This window comes from Streptomyces sp. (genome assembly GCF_035645055.1).
Taxonomy (GTDB): domain Bacteria; phylum Actinomycetota; class Actinomycetes; order Streptomycetales; family Streptomycetaceae; genus Streptomyces.
On the sequence record NZ_DASQNH010000029.1, the window covers coordinates 1 to 20,638 of the forward strand.

At 73.7% G+C, this 20,638-nt stretch carries 19 protein-coding genes; 15 read left to right on the top strand and 4 right to left on the bottom strand.

Translation table 11 applies throughout. From position 1 onward, the window contains the following. The first annotated feature begins 254 nt into the window (after window positions 1-254). The 3 genes from panD to VE614_RS08930 are packed head-to-tail and all read left to right on the top strand — an operon-like array spanning window position 255 to window position 1,702. On the top strand, window positions 255-674 hold the full coding sequence (gene panD, locus VE614_RS08920; RefSeq protein ID WP_324934453.1) for an aspartate 1-decarboxylase: 420 nt from the start codon (window positions 255-257) through the stop codon (window positions 672-674). A 21-nt stretch (window positions 675-695) separates the two neighbouring features. Beyond that, window positions 696-1,040: a GNAT family N-acetyltransferase gene (locus VE614_RS08925; RefSeq protein ID WP_324934455.1), complete on the top strand. Its 345-nt coding sequence runs from the start codon at window positions 696-698 to the stop codon at window positions 1,038-1,040. 17 nt (window positions 1,041-1,057) lie between these two features. Then, entirely contained in the window at window positions 1,058-1,702 is a 645-nt protein-coding gene (locus tag VE614_RS08930) for an aspartate/glutamate racemase family protein (RefSeq protein WP_324934457.1), read from the top strand. Window positions 1,703-2,259: 557 nt separating this feature from the next. Here VE614_RS08930 and gndA read toward each other — a convergent pair. Next, the gene (gene gndA, locus VE614_RS08935; protein ID WP_324934459.1) at window positions 2,260-3,699 is read right to left on the bottom strand and encodes an NADP-dependent phosphogluconate dehydrogenase; all 1,440 of its coding nucleotides are present in this window, start codon (window positions 3,697-3,699) and stop codon (window positions 2,260-2,262) included. 314 nt (window positions 3,700-4,013) lie between these two features. Here gndA and VE614_RS08940 point away from each other — a divergent pair, with 314 nt between their 5' ends. Then, window positions 4,014-5,177, top strand: coding sequence for a transglycosylase family protein (locus VE614_RS08940; RefSeq protein WP_324934461.1), 1,164 nt, complete (start codon window positions 4,014-4,016; stop codon window positions 5,175-5,177). Here the strand turns inward: VE614_RS08940 and VE614_RS08945 are convergent. After that, on the bottom strand, window positions 5,167-6,318 hold the full coding sequence (locus tag VE614_RS08945) for a DMT family transporter (RefSeq protein ID WP_324934463.1): 1,152 nt from the start codon (window positions 6,316-6,318) through the stop codon (window positions 5,167-5,169). The two genes, VE614_RS08940 and VE614_RS08945, sit on opposite strands and share 11 nt — an antisense overlap. Window positions 6,319-6,527: 209 nt before the next feature. On the opposite strand from VE614_RS08945, the gene VE614_RS08950 reads away from it, so the two are divergent. The 7 genes from VE614_RS08950 (at window position 6,528) to VE614_RS08980 (ending at window position 14,158) form a co-directional block, all read left to right on the top strand. Further along, window positions 6,528-7,289, top strand: a complete 762-nt coding sequence (locus VE614_RS08950; RefSeq protein ID WP_324934465.1) for a (2Fe-2S)-binding protein — start codon at window positions 6,528-6,530, stop codon at window positions 7,287-7,289. Between the two features lie 38 nt (window positions 7,290-7,327). Next, window positions 7,328-8,491, top strand: a complete 1,164-nt coding sequence (gene glgA, locus VE614_RS08955) for a glycogen synthase (protein ID WP_324934467.1) — start codon at window positions 7,328-7,330, stop codon at window positions 8,489-8,491. Window positions 8,492-8,572: 81 nt separating this feature from the next. Next, window positions 8,573-9,793, top strand: a complete 1,221-nt coding sequence (gene glgC, locus VE614_RS08960) for a glucose-1-phosphate adenylyltransferase (protein ID WP_324934469.1) — start codon at window positions 8,573-8,575, stop codon at window positions 9,791-9,793. 101 nt (window positions 9,794-9,894) lie between these two features. Next, window positions 9,895-11,289, top strand: a complete 1,395-nt coding sequence (locus VE614_RS08965) for a wax ester/triacylglycerol synthase family O-acyltransferase (protein WP_324934471.1) — start codon at window positions 9,895-9,897, stop codon at window positions 11,287-11,289. A 105-nt stretch (window positions 11,290-11,394) separates the two neighbouring features. Then, a complete protein-coding gene (locus VE614_RS08970; RefSeq protein ID WP_324934473.1) occupies window positions 11,395-12,888 on the top strand; it encodes an SDR family NAD(P)-dependent oxidoreductase in 1,494 nt (497 codons plus the stop codon). A 513-nt stretch (window positions 12,889-13,401) separates the two neighbouring features. Continuing rightward, window positions 13,402-13,575 (top strand): hypothetical protein, encoded by a 174-nt coding sequence (locus VE614_RS08975; RefSeq protein ID WP_324934475.1) that lies wholly within the window; start codon window positions 13,402-13,404, stop codon window positions 13,573-13,575. Between the two features lie 55 nt (window positions 13,576-13,630). Then, the gene (locus VE614_RS08980) at window positions 13,631-14,158 is read left to right on the top strand and encodes a GNAT family N-acetyltransferase (protein ID WP_324934477.1); all 528 of its coding nucleotides are present in this window, start codon (window positions 13,631-13,633) and stop codon (window positions 14,156-14,158) included. A 193-nt stretch (window positions 14,159-14,351) separates the two neighbouring features. Here VE614_RS08980 and VE614_RS08985 read toward each other — a convergent pair whose 3' ends face one another. Further along, the gene (locus tag VE614_RS08985; RefSeq protein ID WP_324934479.1) at window positions 14,352-15,059 is read right to left on the bottom strand and encodes a FadR/GntR family transcriptional regulator; all 708 of its coding nucleotides are present in this window, start codon (window positions 15,057-15,059) and stop codon (window positions 14,352-14,354) included. Window positions 15,060-15,187: 128 nt separating this feature from the next. Between VE614_RS08985 and VE614_RS08990 the strand changes: the two genes are divergently transcribed. Genes VE614_RS08990 through VE614_RS09005 form a run of 4 tightly spaced genes read left to right on the top strand, consistent with a single transcriptional unit; the run spans window position 15,188 to window position 19,078 of the window. Continuing rightward, a complete protein-coding gene (locus VE614_RS08990; RefSeq protein WP_324934481.1) occupies window positions 15,188-16,537 on the top strand; it encodes an L-fuconate dehydratase in 1,350 nt (449 codons plus the stop codon). After that, complete coding sequence (locus tag VE614_RS08995) at window positions 16,534-17,289, top strand: SDR family oxidoreductase (protein WP_324934483.1); 756 nt, start codon at window positions 16,534-16,536, stop codon at window positions 17,287-17,289. Before VE614_RS08990 ends, VE614_RS08995 begins: the two co-directional genes overlap by 4 nt. Beyond that, window positions 17,286-18,242: an aldo/keto reductase gene (locus tag VE614_RS09000; protein WP_324934485.1), complete on the top strand. Its 957-nt coding sequence runs from the start codon at window positions 17,286-17,288 to the stop codon at window positions 18,240-18,242. The genes VE614_RS08995 and VE614_RS09000 overlap by 4 nt, the downstream gene beginning before the upstream one ends. Next, complete coding sequence (locus VE614_RS09005) at window positions 18,239-19,078, top strand: amidohydrolase family protein (RefSeq protein WP_324934487.1); 840 nt, start codon at window positions 18,239-18,241, stop codon at window positions 19,076-19,078. Before VE614_RS09000 ends, VE614_RS09005 begins: the two co-directional genes overlap by 4 nt. Here VE614_RS09005 and VE614_RS09010 read toward each other — a convergent pair. Continuing rightward, a complete protein-coding gene (locus tag VE614_RS09010) occupies window positions 19,066-20,487 on the bottom strand; it encodes a lipase maturation factor family protein (RefSeq protein WP_324934489.1) in 1,422 nt (473 codons plus the stop codon). The genes VE614_RS09005 and VE614_RS09010 overlap by 13 nt on opposite strands. Window positions 20,488-20,638: the final 151 nt, after the last annotated feature.

Here is a 20,638-nt window from a genome sequence, read left to right on the forward strand (position 1 = left end):
CCAGAGTGACGGTGATCACGGACACCCTTCGGAGGCTGCTGCGTAGGCTTGTGCAGTCATCGCGGTGAGGTCCAGGAGGGCCGGCGAAAGCTCTCCTGCAACACCTGACGGTGTGTCAGAAAAGTCGGCAATTGGTCAGCATCAGTCCTCAGAAACCTGGCGAAAGCTGACCGGACATGCGACTCGTCATAAGGTAGGGAAACGCCCTTGACCTGCAAAACGCAGGCAGGGAGCCTAGCTCCAGGAGTACCTCGATGATGCGTACAATGTTCAAGTCCAAGATCCACCGCGCCACCGTCACCCAGGCCGACCTGCACTACGTGGGATCGGTCACCATCGACGCGGATCTGCTCGACGCCGCCGACCTGCTCCCCGGGGAGCTGGTCCACATCGTCGACGTCACCAACGGCGCCCGTCTGGAGACGTACGTCATCGAAGGTGAGCGAGGCTCGGGGGTCGTCGGGATCAACGGGGCCGCCGCGCACCTCGTCCACCCCGGAGACCTGGTGATCATCATCAGCTACGCTCAGGTCACCGATGCCGAGGCGCGGGCGCTGAAGCCCCGGGTGGTGCACGTGGACCGCGACAACCGGATCGTGGACCTCGGCAGCGACCCGGGCGAGCCGGTGCCGGGCTCGGACCAGCTGCGCAGTCCCCAGGCCGTGCGGGTCTGACCGACGCACCAGGAGCGTGCCATGAGCGAGACACAGATCCGCGACGACCGGGCGGCGGGCCGCCTGGAGGCCTTCGGGGAGGGCGAGGTCGTCGGGCACATCGAGTACTTCGTCCTCGACTCGCCGGCCCGCGCCCTGGTCCCCGTCCACACCCTCGTGGAACCGGCCCACGAGGGGAAGGGCATCGCGGGCTCGCTGGCGCGTGAGCTGTACGGTCTCGCCGAGCGGGAGGGCGTCCCCGTCGCCCCGCTGTGCCCGTACGTCGTCAAGTGGGCCGAACGCCACCCCGACGAGGCGCCCCCGGCCGACCCGGAGCTGCTGCGCGCGGCGAAGGAGTGGCTGGCGGCCCACCCGGAGCGGTTCTGAGCCGGGGAGCCCGCACCGTGCTCGCCCTGCTGCACACCTCGCCCGTCCACATCCCGGTCTTCGACGCGCTGCGCGACGCCGACCTGCCGGGTCTCCGGCTGCGCCACCTGGTCCGCGAGGATCTGCTGGACCGGGCCCGGCGGGACGGTCCCGAGGCGGTGGCCGACGAGGTGCGGGCCGTGCTGACGCGGGCCGCCGGTGACGGGGGCCGCGCGGTGCTGTGCACCTGCTCGACCATCGGCGGCGTCGCGGAGGCGGCCGCCGCCGATGCCGGGGTGCCGGTGCTGCGCGTCGACCGTCCGATGGCGGCCGCCGCGGTGGCGGAGGGCCCGCGCGTGGTGGTGCTCGCCGCGCTGGAGAGCACGCTCGGGCCGACGGCCGGGCTGATCGAGGAGGAGGCCCGCCGGGCCGGACGCGTCGTCGCGGTGCGCACCGTGCTCGTCGACGGCGCCTGGTCCCGCTTCGAGGCGGGCGACACCGAGGGGTATGCCCGGCGGGTGGCGGCGGCGGCCGACGCGCTGACCTCCGCCGACGCCGACGCGATCGTGCTCGCCCAGGCCTCCATGGCGCCGGCCCAGCGGCTGACCACGACGGCCGTGCCCGTCCTGTCCAGTCCGCGTCCGGGCCTCGCGGCGGCTGCCGAGGCGGCGCTCGCCGGGTGAGCCCACCTGGACCGCCGTATTGACGCCCCCGGGTGAGTGCCGGACCGGAGGCCGGGTATGCGGGGCAATAGTCCAGAGCCACCGTTCACCGACTGGCTGGAGGACCACCGTGACCAACCCGTATCCGGATCCCGTACAGCCCCCGCCGACCCCAGGCCCCGATCCGTCGACCCCCGAGCCGCCTCCGGGCCCGGTACCGGCACCGGAGCCGCCCCCGGCGCCCGAGCCGCCTCCGGGCCCGGTTCCCGGCCCCGGCCCGGCCCCGCAGCCCCCCGCGCCCGGCCCGCCGCCGGGACCCGGACCCGTCCCCGGGCCCGACCCGTCCCCCATCCCGCCGGGTCCGGAACCGGTCCCGAACCCGGAACCCGGCCCACCCCTGAGCTGAGCAGGACGGGAGAAAGCGGTGGGCGCGTGAGGCACACCGCCCACCGCGACTCCCTCAGAGCGACGGGCGCGTGATGGACACCGCCCACCACCCCTCCCCAAGGGGCGCGGGGAAGCGCGCGAGACCTCCCCCGCTCACCCGCACCCGCCACACGGCCGAGGGCCCCCGGACCCTAGGCGGAAACCTCCGACCGATCCCCGCCCCACAGTGTGTGGAACGCCCCCTCCCGATCGATCCGCCGATACGTGTGCGCCCCGAAGAAGTCACGCTGCCCCTGGGTCAGCGCCGCGGGCAGCCGCTCCGCGCGCAGCGCGTCGTAGTACGCCAGCGCCGCCGCGAACCCCGGCGTCGGCACCCCCTGCCGGGTCGCCGCGACCAGCACGTCCCGCCAGTCGTCCTGCGCCGCCGCGATCTCCCGCGCGAACGTCTCGTCGGACAGCAGGTTCGGCAGGCCGGGGCGGGCGTCGTACGCCGAGCGGATCCGGTCCAGGAAGGCCGCGCGGATGATGCAGCCGCCGCGCCAGATGGCGGCGACCCGGCCGAGGTCGATGCTCCAGCCGTACTCCTCGCTGCCCGCGGCGATCTCGTGGAAGCCCTGGGTGTACGAGACGATCTTGGAGGCGTAGAGCGCCTGCTCCACCCGGTCCGCGAAGGCGGCGGCGTCCGCCTCGCCCAGCGGGGACGGCGTGGGGCCCGCCAGCCCGCGCGAGGCCGCGCGCAGCGCCGCGTGCCCGGACAGCGACCGCGCGAAGACCGCCTCCGCGATCCCCGAGACCGGTACCCCCAGGTCGAGGGCGATCTGAACGGTCCAGCGGCCGGTGCCCTTCTGCTCCGCCCGGTCCATCACCACGTCCACGAACGGCCGGCCGGTGGCGGCGTCCACGTGGGACAGCACCTCGGCGGTGATCTCGATCAGGTAGGAGTCCAGCCGGCCGGTGTTCCAGGTGCGGAAGATCTCCGCGATCCGCGCCGGCTCGTACCCGGCGACATCGCGCAGCAACTGGTACGCCTCGCCGATCAGCTGCATGTCGGCGTACTCGATGCCGTTGTGCACCATCTTCACGAAGTGCCCGGCGCCGTCGGGGCCGACATGGGCCACACAGGGCGCCCCGTCCGCCGCCTTCGCGGAGATTCTCTCCAGCATCGGGCCGAGCGAGGCGTACGACTCCTTCGAGCCGCCCGGCATGATGCTCGGCCCGTTGAGCGCGCCCTCCTCGCCGCCGGAGATGCCGGTGCCGACGAAGTGGATGCCACGCTCGCGCAGTTCGGCCTCCCGGCGCCGGGTGTCGGCGAAGTGCGCGTTGCCCCCGTCGATGATCATGTCGCCCGGCTCCAGCAGCGGGGCGAACTCCTGGATCACGGCATCGGTGGGCTCGCCCGCCTTCACCATGACGACCAGCCGGCGGGGCCGCTCCAGCGCCGCCACGAACTCCTCGGCGGTCTCGGCCGCGACGAACTCGCCCTCGCCGCCGAACTCCTCGACCAGCGCGCGGGTCCGCGCCGCCGTCCGGTTGTGCACCGCGACCGGGTAGCCGTTGCGCGCGAAGTTGCGGGCGAGATTGCGGCCCATGACCGCGAGTCCCGTGACGCCGATCTGGGCTGACATGCTCATACGCTGGGCTCCTGGTCGTCCGACATCGATGGTGACGGTGGTGCTCGACGTTGCCTCCGGCCATCCTGACGTGCCGGTCCGTCGACCGCACACCGGGGGCTTGCCGTGCGGGGGACTTCGGCAGATACGGGAGGGAAGGCCGGAACGCTCAGTGAGACGGGGCGCGCACGGCCGGCGGGGCGCCTGACCCGGCGTCAAATCCCTCTTCGGCGGGTGCTTCCGGACGGGCGGGACGCGGCCGATTGCTGTCTTGCCATGGCCTGTTACGGGCGCATACTTTTGGCCCTCCTGACGCGCGTCTAGGGGGGCACTTCATGGCCGTACGCGGCCGGCACCGCCGGTATCAGCCGAACAGGATCAACCGCGCCTCACTCACCGTCACGGCGGGCGGGGCCGGGATGGCCCTTCCGTTCGTCGGTACCGGCCCCGCACAGGCGGCCGACGTGGCGACCTGGGACAAGGTCGCCGCCTGCGAGTCGACCAACGACTGGAACATCAACACCGGCAACGGCCACTACGGGGGACTGCAGTTCAGCCAGTCCACCTGGGAGGCCTACGGCGGCACGGCGTACGCGCCGCGCGCGGACCTGGCCACCAAGGACCAGCAGATCGCCGTGGCCGAGAAGGTGCTCGACGGGCAGGGCCCGGGCGCCTGGCCGGTCTGCTCGCAGGAGGCCGGGCTGACGCGCGGCGGAGAGAGTCCCGGCATCCGGCCCGACGGCGGCGTCTCGCCGCGGACCGCGCGGACCTCGGTCGCCGACGTGCAGCCGCAGACCACGCCCCAGTCCCGGGCAGGCCGGGCCGAGATGTACACGGTGGTGCGCGGCGACACGCTCTCCGCGATCGCCGAGGAGCGGCGCGTCAAGGGCGGCTGGCAGGGCCTGTACGCGGCGAACCGCACCACCATCGGGACGGATCCCGACCTGATCGTCCCCGGTCAGCGGCTCAGCCTGCGCGGCAAGACGTCCGGCAGCGCGGCGACCGCCCCCGCGGCCGAGCCGAGGGAAGAGGCCGAGGAAGAGCCCAGACCGGCGTCGCCGGGCACGGCGTCCGGTGCCGCGCAGGAGCGGGACGGCTCCCTCGTCGCCCCGGTGAGCGGCGCCCTCGGCACTCCGTACCGGGCGACGGGCTCCAGCTGGTCGAAGGGCTACCACACGGGTGTCGACTTCCCGGTGCCCACCGGGACCTCGGTGAAGGCCGTCGCGCCGGGCCGCGTGGTGAGCGCCGGCTGGGGTGGTTCCTTCGGCTACGAGGTGGTCATCCGGCACGGCGACGGCCGCTACACCCAGTACGCCCACCTGTCGGCGATCTCCGTGAAGGCCGGGCAGTCGGTGGGCGGCGGGCAGCGCATCGGCCGCGCGGGCTCCACCGGGAACAGCTCGGGCCCGCACCTGCACTTCGAGGTGCGGACCGGACCGGGGTTCGGCTCGGACGTCGACCCGGTGGCCTATCTCCGGGCCGGCGGGGTCAGGATCTGACCCGCATGCGGTGCCGGTCGAGGACGGGCAGCGGTACGTAGGAGACGCCGTGGAGCGAGTTCCCGTACGGCGCGTACGGGAACGGGCCGCCGGCCGGTGCCCGGTTGTCGTGTCCGTCCTCCGCCCTGGGGCGGGGTACGGAGTCCGGCTCCTCCCGCCGCGCCGCGGGCTCGCCGACGAGATCGGCGCGCGGCTTCGGCGCGGGCCGGGAGGGCGGGGCCGGCTCGGACACCGGCGCGGCCGAAAGCGTCTCCGGGGACGCCGCGGGGGCGGGCACCCCGGCCGCGGGCGACGGCTCGGCGCCGCTCCGGTCGCGGGCGATGCGCTCGGTGGTCAGCAGGATCAGGCCGCCCGCCGCGACCACACCGCAGCTCAGGGCGAGCGCGGTGCCCGTCATGCCGTAGCGGAAGGTTTCGCCGAACATCGTGATGCCGACCGCCGCCGCCACCACCGGGTTCACCACGGTGAGCGTGGCCAGCGGGGCGGCGAGCCCGGCGCCCCGGTAGGAGGCCTGGGACAGCAGCAGACCGGCCGTGGCGAGCACGCCGATCGCGGCCAGCGACGGCAGATCGGCCGCCGACACCCCGCCGCTCCAGTCGACCGCGACCGTCTTGGTGAAGACCGAGGAGACGCCGAACGCGATGCCGGACGCGGTGGCGAGCAGCAGGGCGCGCATCGCCGGGTGCCGCTGCGCGGCCCGGCCCGCGATCATCAGGGCCAGCACCGCCCCGGCGGTCGCCAGGAACACGGCCACCTGCTGCGGCCCGCCCAGCGACTGGGCCCTGGACGCGCCGACCAGGGACAGCAGTCCGGCCAGACCGACGGCCGCCATGACGGCGCCCCGCCAGGCGGTCGCCCCGGCCCTGCGGCCGACGAACAGCGCCGCCATGGGCAGCGCGAAGACGATGGTGAGGGCGCCGAGCGGCTGCACCAGGCTCAGCGGGCCGTAAGCCAGCGCCACCACGTGCAGCAGTCCGCCGAGACCGTTGAGCGCCACCGCCGCCCACCAGCCCGGCCGCCGCAGCGGCGCGTACTGCCCGCCCGGCGAGGACTCCGCGACCCGCTCCTGCACGATCGCCCCGCCCGCGTAGGCGACGGCGGACACCAGCGACAGCAGAACGGACAACGCGAGGGCGCTCATGAGCTGCTCCTCTGCGCGAGGCGGGGGCACGGGGCCCGGCGCGGCAAGCGGTCGGCATCCATGCCAACACGATGCCCTGCCGACCTGTTCCCCGTCGTCGTACTTGAGCACGCAATGCGTACTACTGCCGATGGAGTACGGACGGCGTGCGGTCATCCCCAAGACGGGTGTGCCCGGGGGAGACCCCTGGGAACGGACCCCCAGGGGCCTTGGTACTACTGCTCTTCGTGGACCTCGACCCCGAACTCGCCGCGCTCCGCCCGCTCGGCGGCTTCTTCCCGCTGCGCGCCGCCGAAACACCGCCCCGGCCACTGCCGACCCTCGCGGAGGTGTACGCGGGGCGGCCCCGGGACGTTCAAAGCGATCCCCTGGACTTCCGCGTCCGGAAGGCCGCCGCCGCCCTGCGCGCCCCCGAGCCGCGGATCGCCGCTTCCGTGGCCCACCTGGGACTCGCCGCCCGCCTCTGGTCCGTCGCCCTGGGCTGCGCCGCGCTCTACGGCCGCCTCCCCGCGCTCGATCCTCGGCGGCTCCACTGGGATCCCGACGGCAGCGCCCCGGACGACCTGTGGCTCCCCGAGGCGCGCCCCTCGGGGCGGGAAGCCGACGCGGCGGCCCTCGCCGACGCCGTGCTGCACGCGCATCTCGCCCCGCTGGCCGCCGCGGTGCGCGCCCGGCACCGGCTCGCCCCCGGTCTGCTGCGCGGCAACGCCGCCTCCGCGCTGGCCGGCGCCGCCCGCGCGCTGGAGCAGTGGGCGCGGGCGCACGGCCGTACCGAGGTCGCCGCCCGGACCCGCGCCCTCACCTCCGGCCTGCTCGCCGACCCGCTCCTCGCCGGCACCGGCACCCTCACCGGCACCGCCTTCCGGCGCCGCAGCTGCTGCCTCTACTACCGGGTGCCCGGCTCCGGGGTGTGCGGCGACTGCTGCTTCATCCGGCCACCGCGGTCTTCCCCGCGCGCCGCATCTGGGTGACCATGAGGGGACCAGCCGCTGAGACAGGGGGTTCGCGGGTGCGCGTGGGACTGCTGACCCGGGAGTACCCGCCGGACGTCTACGGCGGCGCGGGCGTCCATGTGGAGTTCCTGGCCCGGGAGTTGCGCTCCCTGGTCGACCTGGAGGTGCACTGCTGGGGCGAGGCCTCCCGGGCGGAGCGGGCGGCCGGTGTGGTGCGCCACCGCCCCTGGCCCGCCCTGGACGGCGCCAACGACGCGTTACGCACCTTCTCCGTGGACCTGGCGATCGCCGCCGCGCTCGAAGGCCGCGAACTCGTCCACTCCCACACCTGGTACGCCAACCTGGCGGGCCACGTCGCCAAACTGCTGTACGGCGTCCCGCACGTGCTCACCGCCCACTCCCTGGAACCGCTGCGTCCCTGGAAGGCCGAGCAACTGGGCGGCGGCTACGCCCTGTCGAGCTGGGCCGAGCGCACCGCGATCGAGGCGGCCGACGCGGTGATCGCCGTCTCCGGCGCCATGCGCGAGGACATCCTCGCCTGTTATCCGGTCCTGGACCCGGCCCGGGTCCACGTGGTCCACAACGGCATCGACACCGAGCTGTACCGCCCCGATCCGGCCACCGACGTGCTGCACCGCCTGGGTGTGGACCCCGCCCGCCCCTACGTCCTCTTCGTCGGCCGCATCACCCGCCAGAAGGGCGTGCCGCATCTGCTGCGCGCCGTCCGGGACATCGAGCCGGCCGCCCAGGTCGTGCTCTGCGCGGGCGCGCCCGACACCCCCGAGATCGACCGGGAGTTCCGCGAGCTGTACCGGGAGTTGAGCGGGGTGCGCGAGGGCGTGCACTGGATCCCGCGGATGCTGCCGCGCCCCGAGGTGATCCAGCTCCTCACCCACGCCGCCGCGTTCGTCTGTCCGTCGGTGTACGAGCCGCTGGGCATCGTCAACCTGGAGGCGATGGCCTGCGGCACCCCCGTCGTCGCCTCCCGGGTCGGCGGCATCCCGGAGGTCGTCGCGGACGGCAGGACGGGCCTGCTGGTGCCGGTGGACGACGACTTCGAGGCGGGTCTCGCCCGGGCCCTGGACGCGGTGCTCGGCGACCCGGAGGGCGCCCGGCGGATGGGTGAGGCGGGGCGGGAGCGGGCGGTCGGGGAGTTCGGCTGGGACACGGTGGCCCGGCGCACGGCGCGGCTCTACGAACGGGTCGCCGGCGGGACGTGATACACCGGGGCGCTCCGCGTACAGGAATGTCCCGGCGGCGCCCGGGCAGGTTTTCTGGCAACCAGCGTGAGGGGAGCGGCCATGCGTCGTGGGGGGCCTTCGGTGCTCGGAATCGTCCTGGCGGGAGGCGAGGGCAAGCGGTTGATGCCCCTGACCGCGGACCGCGCCAAACCCGCGGTCACCTTCGGCGGCACCTACCGGCTCGTCGACTTCGTCCTGTCCAACCTCGTCAACGCCGACATCCTGCGCATCTGTGTGCTGACGCAGTACAAGTCGCACTCGCTGGACCGGCACATCACCACCACCTGGCGGATGTCCAGCCTGCTCGGCAACTACGTCACCCCGGTCCCCGCCCAGCAGCGCCTCGGCCCGCGCTGGTACCTGGGCAGCGCGGACGCCATCCTCCAGTCGCTGAACCTGGTGTACGACGAACAGCCCGAGTACGTCGCGGTGTTCGGCGCCGACCACGTGTACCGCATGGACCCGCGGCAGATGCTCGCCCAGCACATCGACTCCGGGGCCGGGGTGACCGTCGCGGGCATCCGGGTGCCGCGCGCCGAGTCCCCGTCCTTCGGGGTGATCACCCCCGGCTCGGACGGGCGGACGGTGCAGCGGTTCCTGGAGAAGCCGGCCGATCCGCCGGGCCTGCCGGACGCCCCCGACTGCGTCTTCGCCTCGATGGGCAACTACCTCTTCACCACCAAGGTCCTCATCGAGGCGCTTCAGCGGGACGCCGGGGACGAGAGCTCGGTGCACGACATGGGTGGTTCGATCCTGCCCCAGCTCACCGCGCGCGGCGAGGCCCAGCTGTACGACTTCGGCGACAACCACGTGCCCGGGGAGACCACCCGCGACCAGGGGTACTGGCGGGACGTGGGCACCCTCGACGCGTACTACGAGGCGCACATGGACCTGATCGCCGAGCGCCCCGCCTTCAACCTCTACAACCGCCGCTGGCCCATCTACACCCATTCCAACCAGCTCTCCCCGGCCCGCTTCAACGGCGGCGGCATCGCGGGCGAGTCGATCATCAGCTCGGGCTGCCTGATCCGGGGACAGGTGACCCGGTCCGTGCTCTCCCCGGGGGTGGTCGTCGACCCCGGCGCGGTGGTGCAGGGCTCGGTGCTGCACGACAACGTGCACATCGGCCGGGGCGCGGTGGTGCGCGGGGCCATCCTGGACAAGAACGTCGAGGTGCCGCCGGGCGCCACGATCGGCGTGAATCCCGAACGGGACGCGGAGCTGTACACCGTCTCCCAGGGCGGGGTGATCGCCCTCGGGAAAGGGCAGCGCGTCTCGTAACTTGATCGGAAGTTAACCGAGTGTGGCCGGACGGTCCTTGACCGTGATCGCTCGCGGGGGATTGACTGCTTGTCCACCCGTCCTCGACGCGAGGCAAGCCATTGACTTCGGACGACCTGCTCGCACCCCTCGACCTGGCGTTCTGGAACATCGAGTCCGAGCGGCACCCCATGCATCTGGGCGCCCTCGGCGTCTTCACCGCGCACTCGCCCACCGCGGGCGCCCACGCCGTCGAGCTGCTCGCCGCCCGGGCCGCCGCCGTGCCCGGACTCAGGATGCGGATCCGGGACGTCTGGACGCCGCTCGACCCCCGCCGGCCCTTCCCGTCCGGCCTCAGGCCGTCGCTGTCGTTCGGCGGCGCCGCCCGCGAGCCCGACCCCGGCTTCGACCCCCTGCACCACGTCCGGCTGCACACCTCTGGTGACGACTTCCAGGCCGCGGCGGGCCGGCTCATGGAACGGCCCCTGGAACGGGACAGGCCGCCCTGGGAGGCGCATGTGCTGCCCGGCGAGGACGGGGTCTCCTTCGCCGTGCTGTTCAAGTTCCACCACGCCCTGGCCGACGGGCTGCGCGCCCTCACCCTCGCCGCGGCGATCCTCGACCCGATGGACCTGCCGCCGCCCCGTCCCCGCCGCGCCGAGCCCGCGCGCCGCCCGCTGACCGGCCTCGACGGCAGCCCCGGACCGCTGCCCGACGTGAGCCGCCTGCCCGCCCTGCTGCGCGGCGCCCTGTCCGACGCGGGCCGGGCCCTCGGCATCGGCGCCGGCGTCGCCCGCTCCGCCCTGGACGTCCGCTCCTCCCCGGCCCTCGCCTGCGCGCCGTCCGGCACCCGTCGCACCGCCGGAGCGGTCATCGACCTCGACGACGTCCACCGCGTCCGCAAGGCCGTCGGCGGTACCGTCAACGACGTACTGATCGCCGTCGTCGCGGGCGCCCTGCGGCGCTGGCTCGACGACCGCGGCGACGGCAGCGAGGGCGTCGCGCCCCGCGCCCTCATCCCCGTCTCCACCCGCCGCCCCCGCACCGCGCACCCGCAGGGCAACCGGCTCTCCGGCTACCTCGTACGGCTTCCCGTCGGCGAACCGGACCCGCTGCTGCGGCTCGGCGCGGTCCGCACCGCCATGGACACCAACAAGGACGCCGGACCGCACCGCGGCGCGGGTGCCGTCGCCCTGCTCGCCGACCATGTGCCCGCCCTCGGCCACCGGCTCGGCGGGCCGCTGGCCGCCCAGGCCGCCCGGCTCTGGTTCGACGTCCTCGTCACCAGCGTGCCGCTGCCCTCCCTCGGCCTGCGGCTCGGCGGCGCCCCGCTCGCCGAGGTCTACCCGTACGCCCCGCTGGCCCACGGCCACTCCCTCGCGGTCGCCGTCTCCACCTATCGCGGCGCCGTCCACTACGGGCTCGTCGCCGACGCCGAGGCCGTCCCCGACCTCGACCGGCTCGCCCGGGCCCTCACCGACGAGGTACGCACGCTGATCATGGTCTGTACGCCCTGATCGGCACGGGTTTGGCGGTGCGGCCCCGCGCTCCGTAAAATCCGACGTTCGAATGCGGGCGCGAGTCGGAGCGCCGCCAGGGCAGAAGCAGGGAACGCAGGGGCGATGACGGTCACAGAAGACGGCACCCAGACCACGGACGAGGTGGTCTACGGGCCCGGCATCGACCCCGAGCGCCTGGCGATCTGCCTCAGCGTGCTCGAAGAGCTGGACAAGCTGGAGGTCGACCACCCCGACGCGATCACGGTGCGCCGGGCCACCTCGAGCCTCTACCGCACGGTCAAGCAGCGCCGCCGCCAGGAGCGCCGGGCCGCGAAGACCGCCCACGACCGGCAGGTCACCGAGGCCACCGCGACCGGCTCCGCCGAGCGCATCGACGACGAGACCGAGGGCATCCTGCCCTCCTCCAAGATCGAGGCGGGCCGGATCGCCGGCATACTCCAGCGCCCGCGCTCGTGCTACGTCTGCAAGACGCGGTACGTCGAGGTCGACTACTTCTACCACCAGCTCTGCCAGGACTGCGCCGCCGAGAACCGGGCCAAGCGCGACGCCCGCGCCGACCTGGCCGGCAAGCGCGCGCTGCTCACGGGCGGCCGCGCCAAGATCGGCATGTACATCGCGCTGCGGCTGCTGCGTGACGGCGCCCACACGACGATCACCACCCGGTTCCCCAAGGACGCCATCCGCCGCTTCAAGGCCATGGACGACTCGGCGGACTGGATCCACCGCCTGGAGGTCGTCGGCATCGACCTGCGCGATCCCGCCCAGGCCGTGGCCCTCGCCGACCAGGTCGCCGAGGCCGGTCCGCTCGACATCCTGATCAACAACGCGACGCAGACCGTGCGCCGGCTGCCCTCCGCCTACGCCGCCCTGGTCGAGGGCGAGAGCGCCCCGCTGCCCGCAGGCGAGCTGCCCGCCCACCACGTCATCGGCGCCTTCAACTCCGGCGCGGTCGACGGCCTGGCCGCGCTGCCCGTCGGGACCAGCGGCCTGGACGCGCAGCAGGTCGCCGACCTCGCCCTGGTGGCGGGCAACGCCAGCGTCGCCCGCCACCTCGACGGCACCGCCATCGACGCCGGCGGCCTGGTGCCGGACGTCGTGGACACCAACACCTGGGTGCAGACCATCGAGCAGATCTCCCCCGTGGAGCTGCTGGAGACCCAGCTGTGCAACTACACCGCGCCGTTCATCCTGATCAGCAAGTTGCGCACGGCGATGGCCGAGGCCGCCCGGAAGGCGTCCAGCGGACGCTCCTACGTCGTCAACGTGTCGGCGATGGAAGGCGTCTTCAGCCGCGGCTACAAGGGCGCCGGGCACCCGAACACCAACGCCGCGAAGGCCGCGATGAACATGGTGACGCGGACCAGCGCCCAGGAGATGTTCGACACCGACCGCATCCTCATGACGTCGGTCGACACCGGCTGGATCACCGACGAGCGACCGCACTTCGACAAGCTGCGCCTGGCCGAGGAGGGCTTCCACGCCCCGCTCGACCTGGTCGACGGCGCGGCCCGGGTCTACGACCCGATCGTGCGCGGCGAGGCGGGCGAGGACCTGTACGGCGTCTTCCTGAAGGACTACGCGCCGGGCAAGTGGTGACCGCGCCGGGCGGCGCCGTCCGGTGACGTGACGTCAGCCGCCCGGTCCGATGCACCACCGACTCGCCGCCCGCAACGCCTGTTCGGCCGAACGGGTGCGCGCGTACCGGGGCGGACGCCCTCTTCTGCTCGCGCTCCGCCCGGACATCTGTACGGCTCATTAGGCCGAGCGGGTGAGGTGCGAACGGGGCATCATCTGGCAGAACGCTCCAAGGGGTTGTGTCGCGCATGAGGGATGACTTGGCACAGTCACCCCCGATCTCCCTTGGTTTTGGGCGCCATCGAGCGGACGCTCGCTCATGTGGTTAGTCTGAAGCGGACGGACAGCAGCACGGGTCCCTACCCACACCCATCGTCCGTCCCGGGATCAGCCGGTGCACAACGGCCTGCCCTCCCGCGACTTGTCGACGCCACCGCGTCCGGACGGATTCCACCCAGACCCGAGTGCGCGTCGGTCGCGGACCGCGGACCCACCGGCGAGCCCGAGGGTGACCCGACACATAAGGAGTGCGCGGTGACACCGGAGAAGAAGAATCGCGAGCAGCGCCCCAAGGAGCGCGCCGAGCGCGCGGGCCGGCGCCCGGGAGAGATCGGCAGCCTCGACGTCTGGGCCCGTTCGGCCCCGATCCGCCTCGCGGGTTACGAGGACGACCTCGCCGAGCCGCACATCCTGCCCAGCGTCGACTGAACGACGGGCAGCCTGCCGCGATCACCGGTCAGCTGGGCGTGCGAGACTCACGCCCATGCTGATCAGAGACGCCACCGCCGACGACTGGCCACGCATCTGGCCGTTCTGGCATCGCATCGTCGCCGCCGCCGAGACCTACAGCTGGGACCCCGACACCGGCGAGGAAGCGGCCCGCGCCCTCTGGATGAGCCCGGCCAAACGCGTCTACGTCGCCGAGGACGCCTCCGGCGCCGTCGTCGGTTCCGCGTATCTCACCCCCCACTACGGCGGACCCGCCGCCCGGATCGCCAACGCCGGCTTCATGGTCGACCCCGACCAGGGCGGCCGCGGCATCGGCCGCGCCCTCGCCGAGCACGTCCTGTCCGAGGCGGTGGCACACGGCTACCGGGGCATGGTGTTCAACGCCGTCGTCGAGACGAACCCCGCCGTGCGGCTCTGGACGTCCCTCGGCTTCACCATCCTCGGCACCGTGCCGGAGGCCTTCGACCACCCCCGGCACGGCCCGGTGGGGCTGCACATCATGTACAAGGCACTGGGACCGGTGCGGGAGCCCCGCGGGTCGGCCGGCGCCGAGTCTCCCTAGCCGAGCGGCGCGATCCGCTGCCACGGGCGAGGTTCCACGGCGGGGGTCATCGGCGCGTACGCCGAGTGACGGTGAGCGGATCACCGTACGGCTGCGGCCGTTCCAGCTCATGGCGCCGCGGCTGCGGCGGACCCGAAGGCCCGGAGGAGATGCGCGAACCGTGTGGTGGCGGCTGCTGGGGTGACGCCCCCGGCTACCACCCGAGCCGCCCGCGCAGCCACTGCTCCACGCCGCCCACGTGCGCGGCCGCCGCCGCGCGCGCCGCCTCCGGGTCGCGGGCGGCCAGCGCGCGGTGGATCGCGGCGTGCTCGTGGCGGGTGCGGGCGATCGCGCCGTCCTCCTCGTAGCCGCGCCGGACGCGCGCGCGGAAGGTCCGCGAGGACAGGCCCTCCAGCAGGGCGGCCATCGTCTCGTTGCCGGCCGCCACGGCGATCACCCGGTGGAAGGCCAGGTCATGGGCGAGGAGTTCGTCCGGATCGTCGGTGGCGTCCATCGCCGCCAGGTGCTCCGCGGCCTCCGCCAGCCGGTCCGGGGTGATGCGGGCGGCGGCCAGCGCCGTCGCCGCCGATTCCAGGACCCGGCGCACCTCCAGGAGTTCGGCCAGCCGCTCGCCCCGGGAGAGGTCGGCCACCACACCGAAGGTCTCCAGCAGATCACCGGCCCGGAGCCGGGTGACGTAGATGCCGGAGCCGTGCCGCGCCTCCAGCACGCCGAGCACCGTGAGCGCGCGGATCGCCTCGCGCACCGAGCTGCGCGAAATGCCCAGGTCCGACGCGAGGTCCCGCTCGGCCGGCAGCCGCTGGCCGGGTTCCAGCCGTCCCTCGGCGATCATCGCCTTGATCCGCTCGATGGCGCGCTGCGTCACCGTGCCCTTCCGCGGGGCCGCCCCCGTCCCGTCCACGCCTGCTGCTCCCGTCGTCGGTGCGCCGCAGTCTAGCCAGCGAAGTGGTCCGACCAATCCGGCCTGAAGGTCGCCCTTTTCACGTGAGGGGGTGTCCCTTTCGTCAAGTGGTCTGATAAATAAGCGGCATGGCGTCCCAGACCTCCGCCCGCGTCACCGCCGTAGACACCTACGACATCCGCTTCCCCACCTCGCGCGAGCTGGACGGCTCCGACGCGATGAATCCCGACCCCGACTACTCGGCCGCCTATGTCGTGCTGCGCACCGACGCCGCCGACGGGCACGAGGGCCACGGCTTCGCCTTCACCATCGGGCGGGGCAACGACGTGCAGGTCGCGGCGGTCGAGGCGCTGCGCGGGCACCTGACCGGACGCTCCGTCGACGCGCTGTGCGCCGACCCCGGCACCCTCTACCGGGACCTGACCGGCGACAGCCAACTGCGCTGGCTCGGTCCCGAGAAGGGCGTGATGCACATGGCGATCGGCGCCGTCGTCAACGCCGTCTGGGACCTCGCCGCCAAACGCGCCCGCAAGCCGCTGTGGCGGCTCCTCGCCGACGCCGACCCCGAGTGGCTGGTCGGCCAGATCGACTTCCGCTACCTCACCGACGTGCTCACCCCCGACGAGGCGCTGGACCTGCTGCGCCGCGGCCGGGAGGGCGCCGGGGCGCGGCGGGCCCGGCTTCTGGAGCGCGGGTACCCCGCCTACACCACCTCGCCCGGCTGGCTGGGCTACGACGACGACAAGCTCACCCGGCTCGCCCGCCGGGCCGTCGCCGACGGCTTCACCCAGATCAAGCTGAAGGTCGGCGCCGACCTGGACGACGACATCCGCCGCTGCCGCACCGCGCGCGCCGCCGTCGGCCCGGACATCCGCCTGGCCGTGGACGCCAACCAGCGCTGGGACGTCGACGAGGCGATCCGCTGGACCGGGGCCCTCGCCGAGTTCGACCCGTACTGGATCGAGGAGCCCACCAGCCCCGACGACATCCTCGGCCACGCGGCGATCCGCCGGGCCGTCGCCCCGGTGAAGGTCGCCACCGGCGAGCACGCCCAGAACCGGATCGTCGTCAAGCAGCTGCTCCAGGCCGGCGCGGTCGACGTCCTCCAGCTCGACGCGGCCCGCGTCGGCGGCGTCAACGAGAACCTGGCGATCCTGCTGCTCGCCGCCCGCTTCGGCGTCCCGGTCTGCCCGCACGCGGGCGGCGTCGGACTGTGCGAACTCGTCCAGCACCTCGCGATGTTCGACTGGCTGGCGGTCTCCGGCACCGCAGAGGATCGCGTCATCGAGTACGTCGACCACCTCCACGACCACTTCCTGGACCCGGTGGTCATCCGGGACGGGCACTACACCGCCCCCACCGCGCCCGGCTTCTCGGCGGCCCTGCGGCCCGAGTCGATCGCGCGGTACACGTTCCCCGGCGGCGCCTTCTGGGCCGCCGATCTCACCGAGCGCACGCGGAAGGGACAGCCGGCATGAGCGATTTCGAGGGCCTGCGGGCCCTGGTGACTGGCGGCGCCTCCGGCATCGGCCGGGCCACCGCCCGCCTGCTGGCCGAGCGCGGCGCCCGGGTCGCCGTCCTCGACCTGGACACCGCGGCGGTCGAGAAGCCCCTGCTCGGCTACCGCGCCGACGTCACCGACGACATCTCCGTACGCCGGGCGGTCTCGGCCGCCGCGGCGGACCTCGGCGGGCTCGACGTCCTCGTCAACAACGCGGGCGTCGGCGCCCAGGGCACCGTCGAGGACAACGACGACGCCGAATGGCACCGCGTCCTCGACGTGAACGTGGTCGGCATGGTCCGGGTCGCCCGCGCGGCCCTGCCGCATCTGCGCCGCTCGGCCCACGCGGCCGTCGTCAACACCTGTTCCATCGCCGCCACCGCCGGCCTGCCGCGGCGCGCCCTCTACAGCGCGACCAAGGGTGCCGTGTACTCCCTCACCCTGGCCATGGCCGCCGACCACGTCCACGAGGGCATCCGCGTCACCTGCGTCAACCCCGGCACCGCGGACACCCCGTGGATCGGCCGCCTCCTGGACGCCGCCGACGACCCGGCCGCCGAACGCGCCGCCCTGGAGGCCCGTCAGCCCACCGGCCGCCTGGTCAGCGCGGCCGAAGTGGCGGGCGCCATCGCCTACCTGGCGAGCCCGCTGTCCGGCGCCACCACCGGCACCGCCCTCGCCGTCGACGGCGGCATGCAGGGCCTGCGCCCGCGCCCGGCGGCCCGATGAGCCGCCTCGCCCTCGGCGCCGCCGCCCTTGGCAACCTGTACACCGAGGTCACCGACGAGCAGGCGTACGCCGCCGTGGCCGCCGCCTGGCGCCACGGCATCCGCGCCTTCGACACCGCACCCCACTACGGCCTCGGCCTGTCCGAACGCCGCCTCGGCGCCGCCCTGCGCGAGCACCCGCGCACCGCGTACACGCTCTCCACCAAGGTCGGCCGCCGGCTGGAACCCGCCGACGGCACCGGCGACGACCTCGCGCACGGCTTCGCGGTGCCCGCCACCCACCGCCGCGTCTGGGACTTCACCGCCGACGGCATCCGCCGCACCCTCGACGCGAGCCTGGCCCGGCTCGGCCTCGACCGCGTCGACACCGTCTACCTCCACGACCCCGACGACCACGCCGAACAAGCCTTCCGCGAGGGCTATCCGGCGCTGGAGCGGCTGCGCGCGGAAGGCGTCGTCGGGGCGATCGGCGCCGGCATGAACCAGACCTCGATGCTCACCCGTTTCGTCCGGGACACCGACGTGGACGTGGTGCTGTGCGCCGGCCGCTACACCCTCCTCGACCAGAGCGCCCTCACCGGCCTGCTGCCCGCCGCGCGGGAGCGCGGCACGTCCGTCGTCCTCGGCGGCCCCTTCAACTCCGGCCTGCTGGCCGACCCCGGGCCGACGGCGGCCTACGACTACCGGCGGGCACCGGCGGACCTGCTGGCGCGCGCCCTGCGGCTGAAGGCGCTCGCCGAGCGGCACGGCACCACCCTGCGCGCCGCCGCCCTGGCCTTCTGCGCCGCGCACCCGGCCGTCACCGCCGTCCTCGTCGGCGCCCGTTCCGCCGCCGAGGTCGACGACTGCGCCGAGCAGTTCCGCACCCCCGTACCGGCGGCCTTCTGGCAGGAACTGCGGGAGACCGGTCTGCTGCCCGCCGACGCCCCCCTCCCCGGCGCGGACCGCGCGTGATCGTCGACGCCCACCACCACGTCTGGGACCTGTCCGTCCGTGACCAGGACTGGATCACCGGCCCGCGACTCGCGCCATTGCGCCGCGATTTCACCGTCGATGACCTGCGAGCCGAAACGACCGCCGCCGGAGTCGGCCGCACGGTGCTCGTCCAGACGGTCACCGTGCCCGAGGAGACCCCGGAGCTGCTGGCCCTCGCCGACCGGCACGACCTGATCGCGGGCGTCGTCGGCTGGACCGACCTGACCCGCCCCGGCGTCGCCGACGAACTGGCCCGGCTGCGCGCCCTCCCCGGCGGCCGCCACCTCAAGGGCATTCGCCACCAGGTCCAGGCCGAACCCGACCCGGAGTGGCTGCTGCGTCCGGACGTTCGGCGCGGCCTGCTCGCCCTCGCGGACGCCGGGCTCGTCCACGACCTCGTGGTCCGGCCCCACCAGCTGCCCGCCTGTGTCCGGGCCGCCGCCCGCCACCCCGGGGTCACCTTCGTCCTCGACCACCTCGGCAAACCGCCCGTCGCCTCCGGCGCGACCGAACCGTGGGCGAGCGCCGTACGTACCCTCGCCGCCCTGCCGAACACCGTGTGCAAGCTGTCCGGCCTGGTCACCGAGGCCGACCCGGTGTCCTGGACGGTCGACGACCTGCGGCCGTACGCCGAGACCGTCCTGGACGCCTTCGGACCGCACCGGCTGATGTTCGGTTCCGACTGGCCGGTGTGCACCCTGGCGGCGGCCTACGGCGAGGTGCTGGCGACGGCCGCCGAGCTGACCGCCGGGCTCGGCGAGTCCGAACGCGACGCGGTCTTCCGGTCCACCGCCACCCGCGTCTACGGCCTCTGAGCCGCCCCCGCCAGCCGGGTCGGCGGCAGGTACTCCCGCACATGGGTCCGGTGCCAGCAGGCGCCGGTCTCCCGCAGCTCCCGCCAGGTGGTGTACCGGTAGCGGAAGAGCCGGGCGCGGATGTGGCGGGGCGGCTCGCCGGGCGGGAAGGGGGAGCGGCGCAGCAGCTTCAGGGTGTCGCGGTCGTTCTCCAGCAGCCGCTCCACCAGCGCGCCGAACCAGGACCCCGCGTAGGCGGGCGACAGGGCGGCGAACCACATCATCCAGTCCAGCCGGAGATGGTACGGCGCGAACTGGCGCGGCCAGTGCCGGGGATCACCGGGCTTGCCCTTGAACTCGTACTCCCGCCAGTCGGAGTCCTCGCGCGGCACGGCGTCCGTGGTGCCCTCGATGACCACCTCGTACCGCACGCGGCTGACGCTGCCGAACGCGCCGTAGGTGTTCACCAGGTGGAGCGGGTCGAAGGAACGGTTCATGACCTGGCGGGGGGAGATCATGTTCGCCACCGGGCGGTGGCTCAGGAACAGCAGCAGCGCGGCCACCGCCAGCACCACGACCACGTACCAGAGCGGGGCGCCGGGCACCGGCGGCGGGTCGGCGGGGAAGCGGACCGCGGACAGGGCCAGCACGATGGTGATCCAGTTCAGCCAGGAGAAGTTGCCGGACAGCACCAGCCACAGCTGGGTGACGATCATCAGGGACGCGGCGGCCGTGGCGACCGGCTGGGGGGTGAACAGCAGGAACGGGACGGCGAGTTGGGTGACGTGGTTCGCCGCCGCCTCCACCCGGTGCAGCGGCTTCGGCAGATGGTGGAAGAACCAGCTCAGCGGGCCCGGCATCGGCTGGGTCTCGTGATGGTGGTCGAGGCAGGTCAGCTTCCGCCAGCAGGCGTCCCCGCGCAGCTTGATCAGCCCCGCGCCGAACTCCACCCGGAACAGGATCCAGCGCAGCAGGAACAGCACCACGACCGGCGGGGCCACCTCGTCGTTGCCGAGGAAGACCGCGAGGAACCCGGTCTCCAGCAGCAGGGACTCCCAGCCGAAGCCGTACCAGGTCTGGCCGACGTTGACGATCGACAGGTACAGCAGCCACGGAACGAGCCAGAGCAGCATCGCCGCCCACAGCGGCAGCCACCCGTCGAGCCCGGCGAGCAGCGCCGCCGACACCGCCGCCCCCGCCCAGGCGCACCCGGCGAAGAACCGGTCCGAGTAGTGCAGTTGGAACAGGCTCGGCGCCTGCCGGAAGGGAACCCGCGCGACGAAGCGGGGGATCGGCAGCATCCCGCGGGTGCCGAGCAGCGCCCGGAACTGCAGGGCCGCGGTGAGAAACGCGACCAGGTAGACGGCGGCCAGCGCCCGCTGGAAGACCAGCCGGCTCAGCCAGTAGTCGGATGCGGTGAACCAGTCCACGGCCCTCGCACACTCCTCTCCTTCCATGGTGGCGCGGCGGCGGTGACGACCGTCCGTAGCCGCGTGCTCCGCTTGCGTGACCCAAGTGAGTGAAGCAGACAATGGTGACGAGTTGCCCTGAACAGGGTCACCGACCCGGACAAGGCGGGAG

Excerpts from the sequence above, each read along its gene's own strand:
- panD (WP_324934453.1), top strand. The coding sequence starts at position 255 with ATGATGCGTACAATGTTCAAGTCCAAGATCCACCGCGCCACCGTCACC.
- VE614_RS08925 (WP_324934455.1), top strand. The coding sequence starts at position 696 with ATGAGCGAGACACAGATCCGCGACGACCGGGCGGCGGGCCGCCTGGAG.
- gndA (WP_324934459.1), bottom strand. The coding sequence starts at position 3,699 with ATGAGCATGTCAGCCCAGATCGGCGTCACGGGACTCGCGGTCATGGGC.
- VE614_RS08940 (WP_324934461.1), top strand. The coding sequence starts at position 4,014 with ATGGCCGTACGCGGCCGGCACCGCCGGTATCAGCCGAACAGGATCAAC.
- VE614_RS08945 (WP_324934463.1), bottom strand. The coding sequence starts at position 6,318 with ATGAGCGCCCTCGCGTTGTCCGTTCTGCTGTCGCTGGTGTCCGCCGTC.
- glgC (WP_324934469.1), top strand. The coding sequence starts at position 8,573 with ATGCGTCGTGGGGGGCCTTCGGTGCTCGGAATCGTCCTGGCGGGAGGC.
- VE614_RS08970 (WP_324934473.1), top strand. The coding sequence starts at position 11,395 with ATGACGGTCACAGAAGACGGCACCCAGACCACGGACGAGGTGGTCTAC.
- VE614_RS08980 (WP_324934477.1), top strand. The coding sequence starts at position 13,631 with ATGCTGATCAGAGACGCCACCGCCGACGACTGGCCACGCATCTGGCCG.
- VE614_RS08990 (WP_324934481.1), top strand. The coding sequence starts at position 15,188 with ATGGCGTCCCAGACCTCCGCCCGCGTCACCGCCGTAGACACCTACGAC.
- VE614_RS08995 (WP_324934483.1), top strand. The coding sequence starts at position 16,534 with ATGAGCGATTTCGAGGGCCTGCGGGCCCTGGTGACTGGCGGCGCCTCC.
- VE614_RS09000 (WP_324934485.1), top strand. The coding sequence starts at position 17,286 with ATGAGCCGCCTCGCCCTCGGCGCCGCCGCCCTTGGCAACCTGTACACC.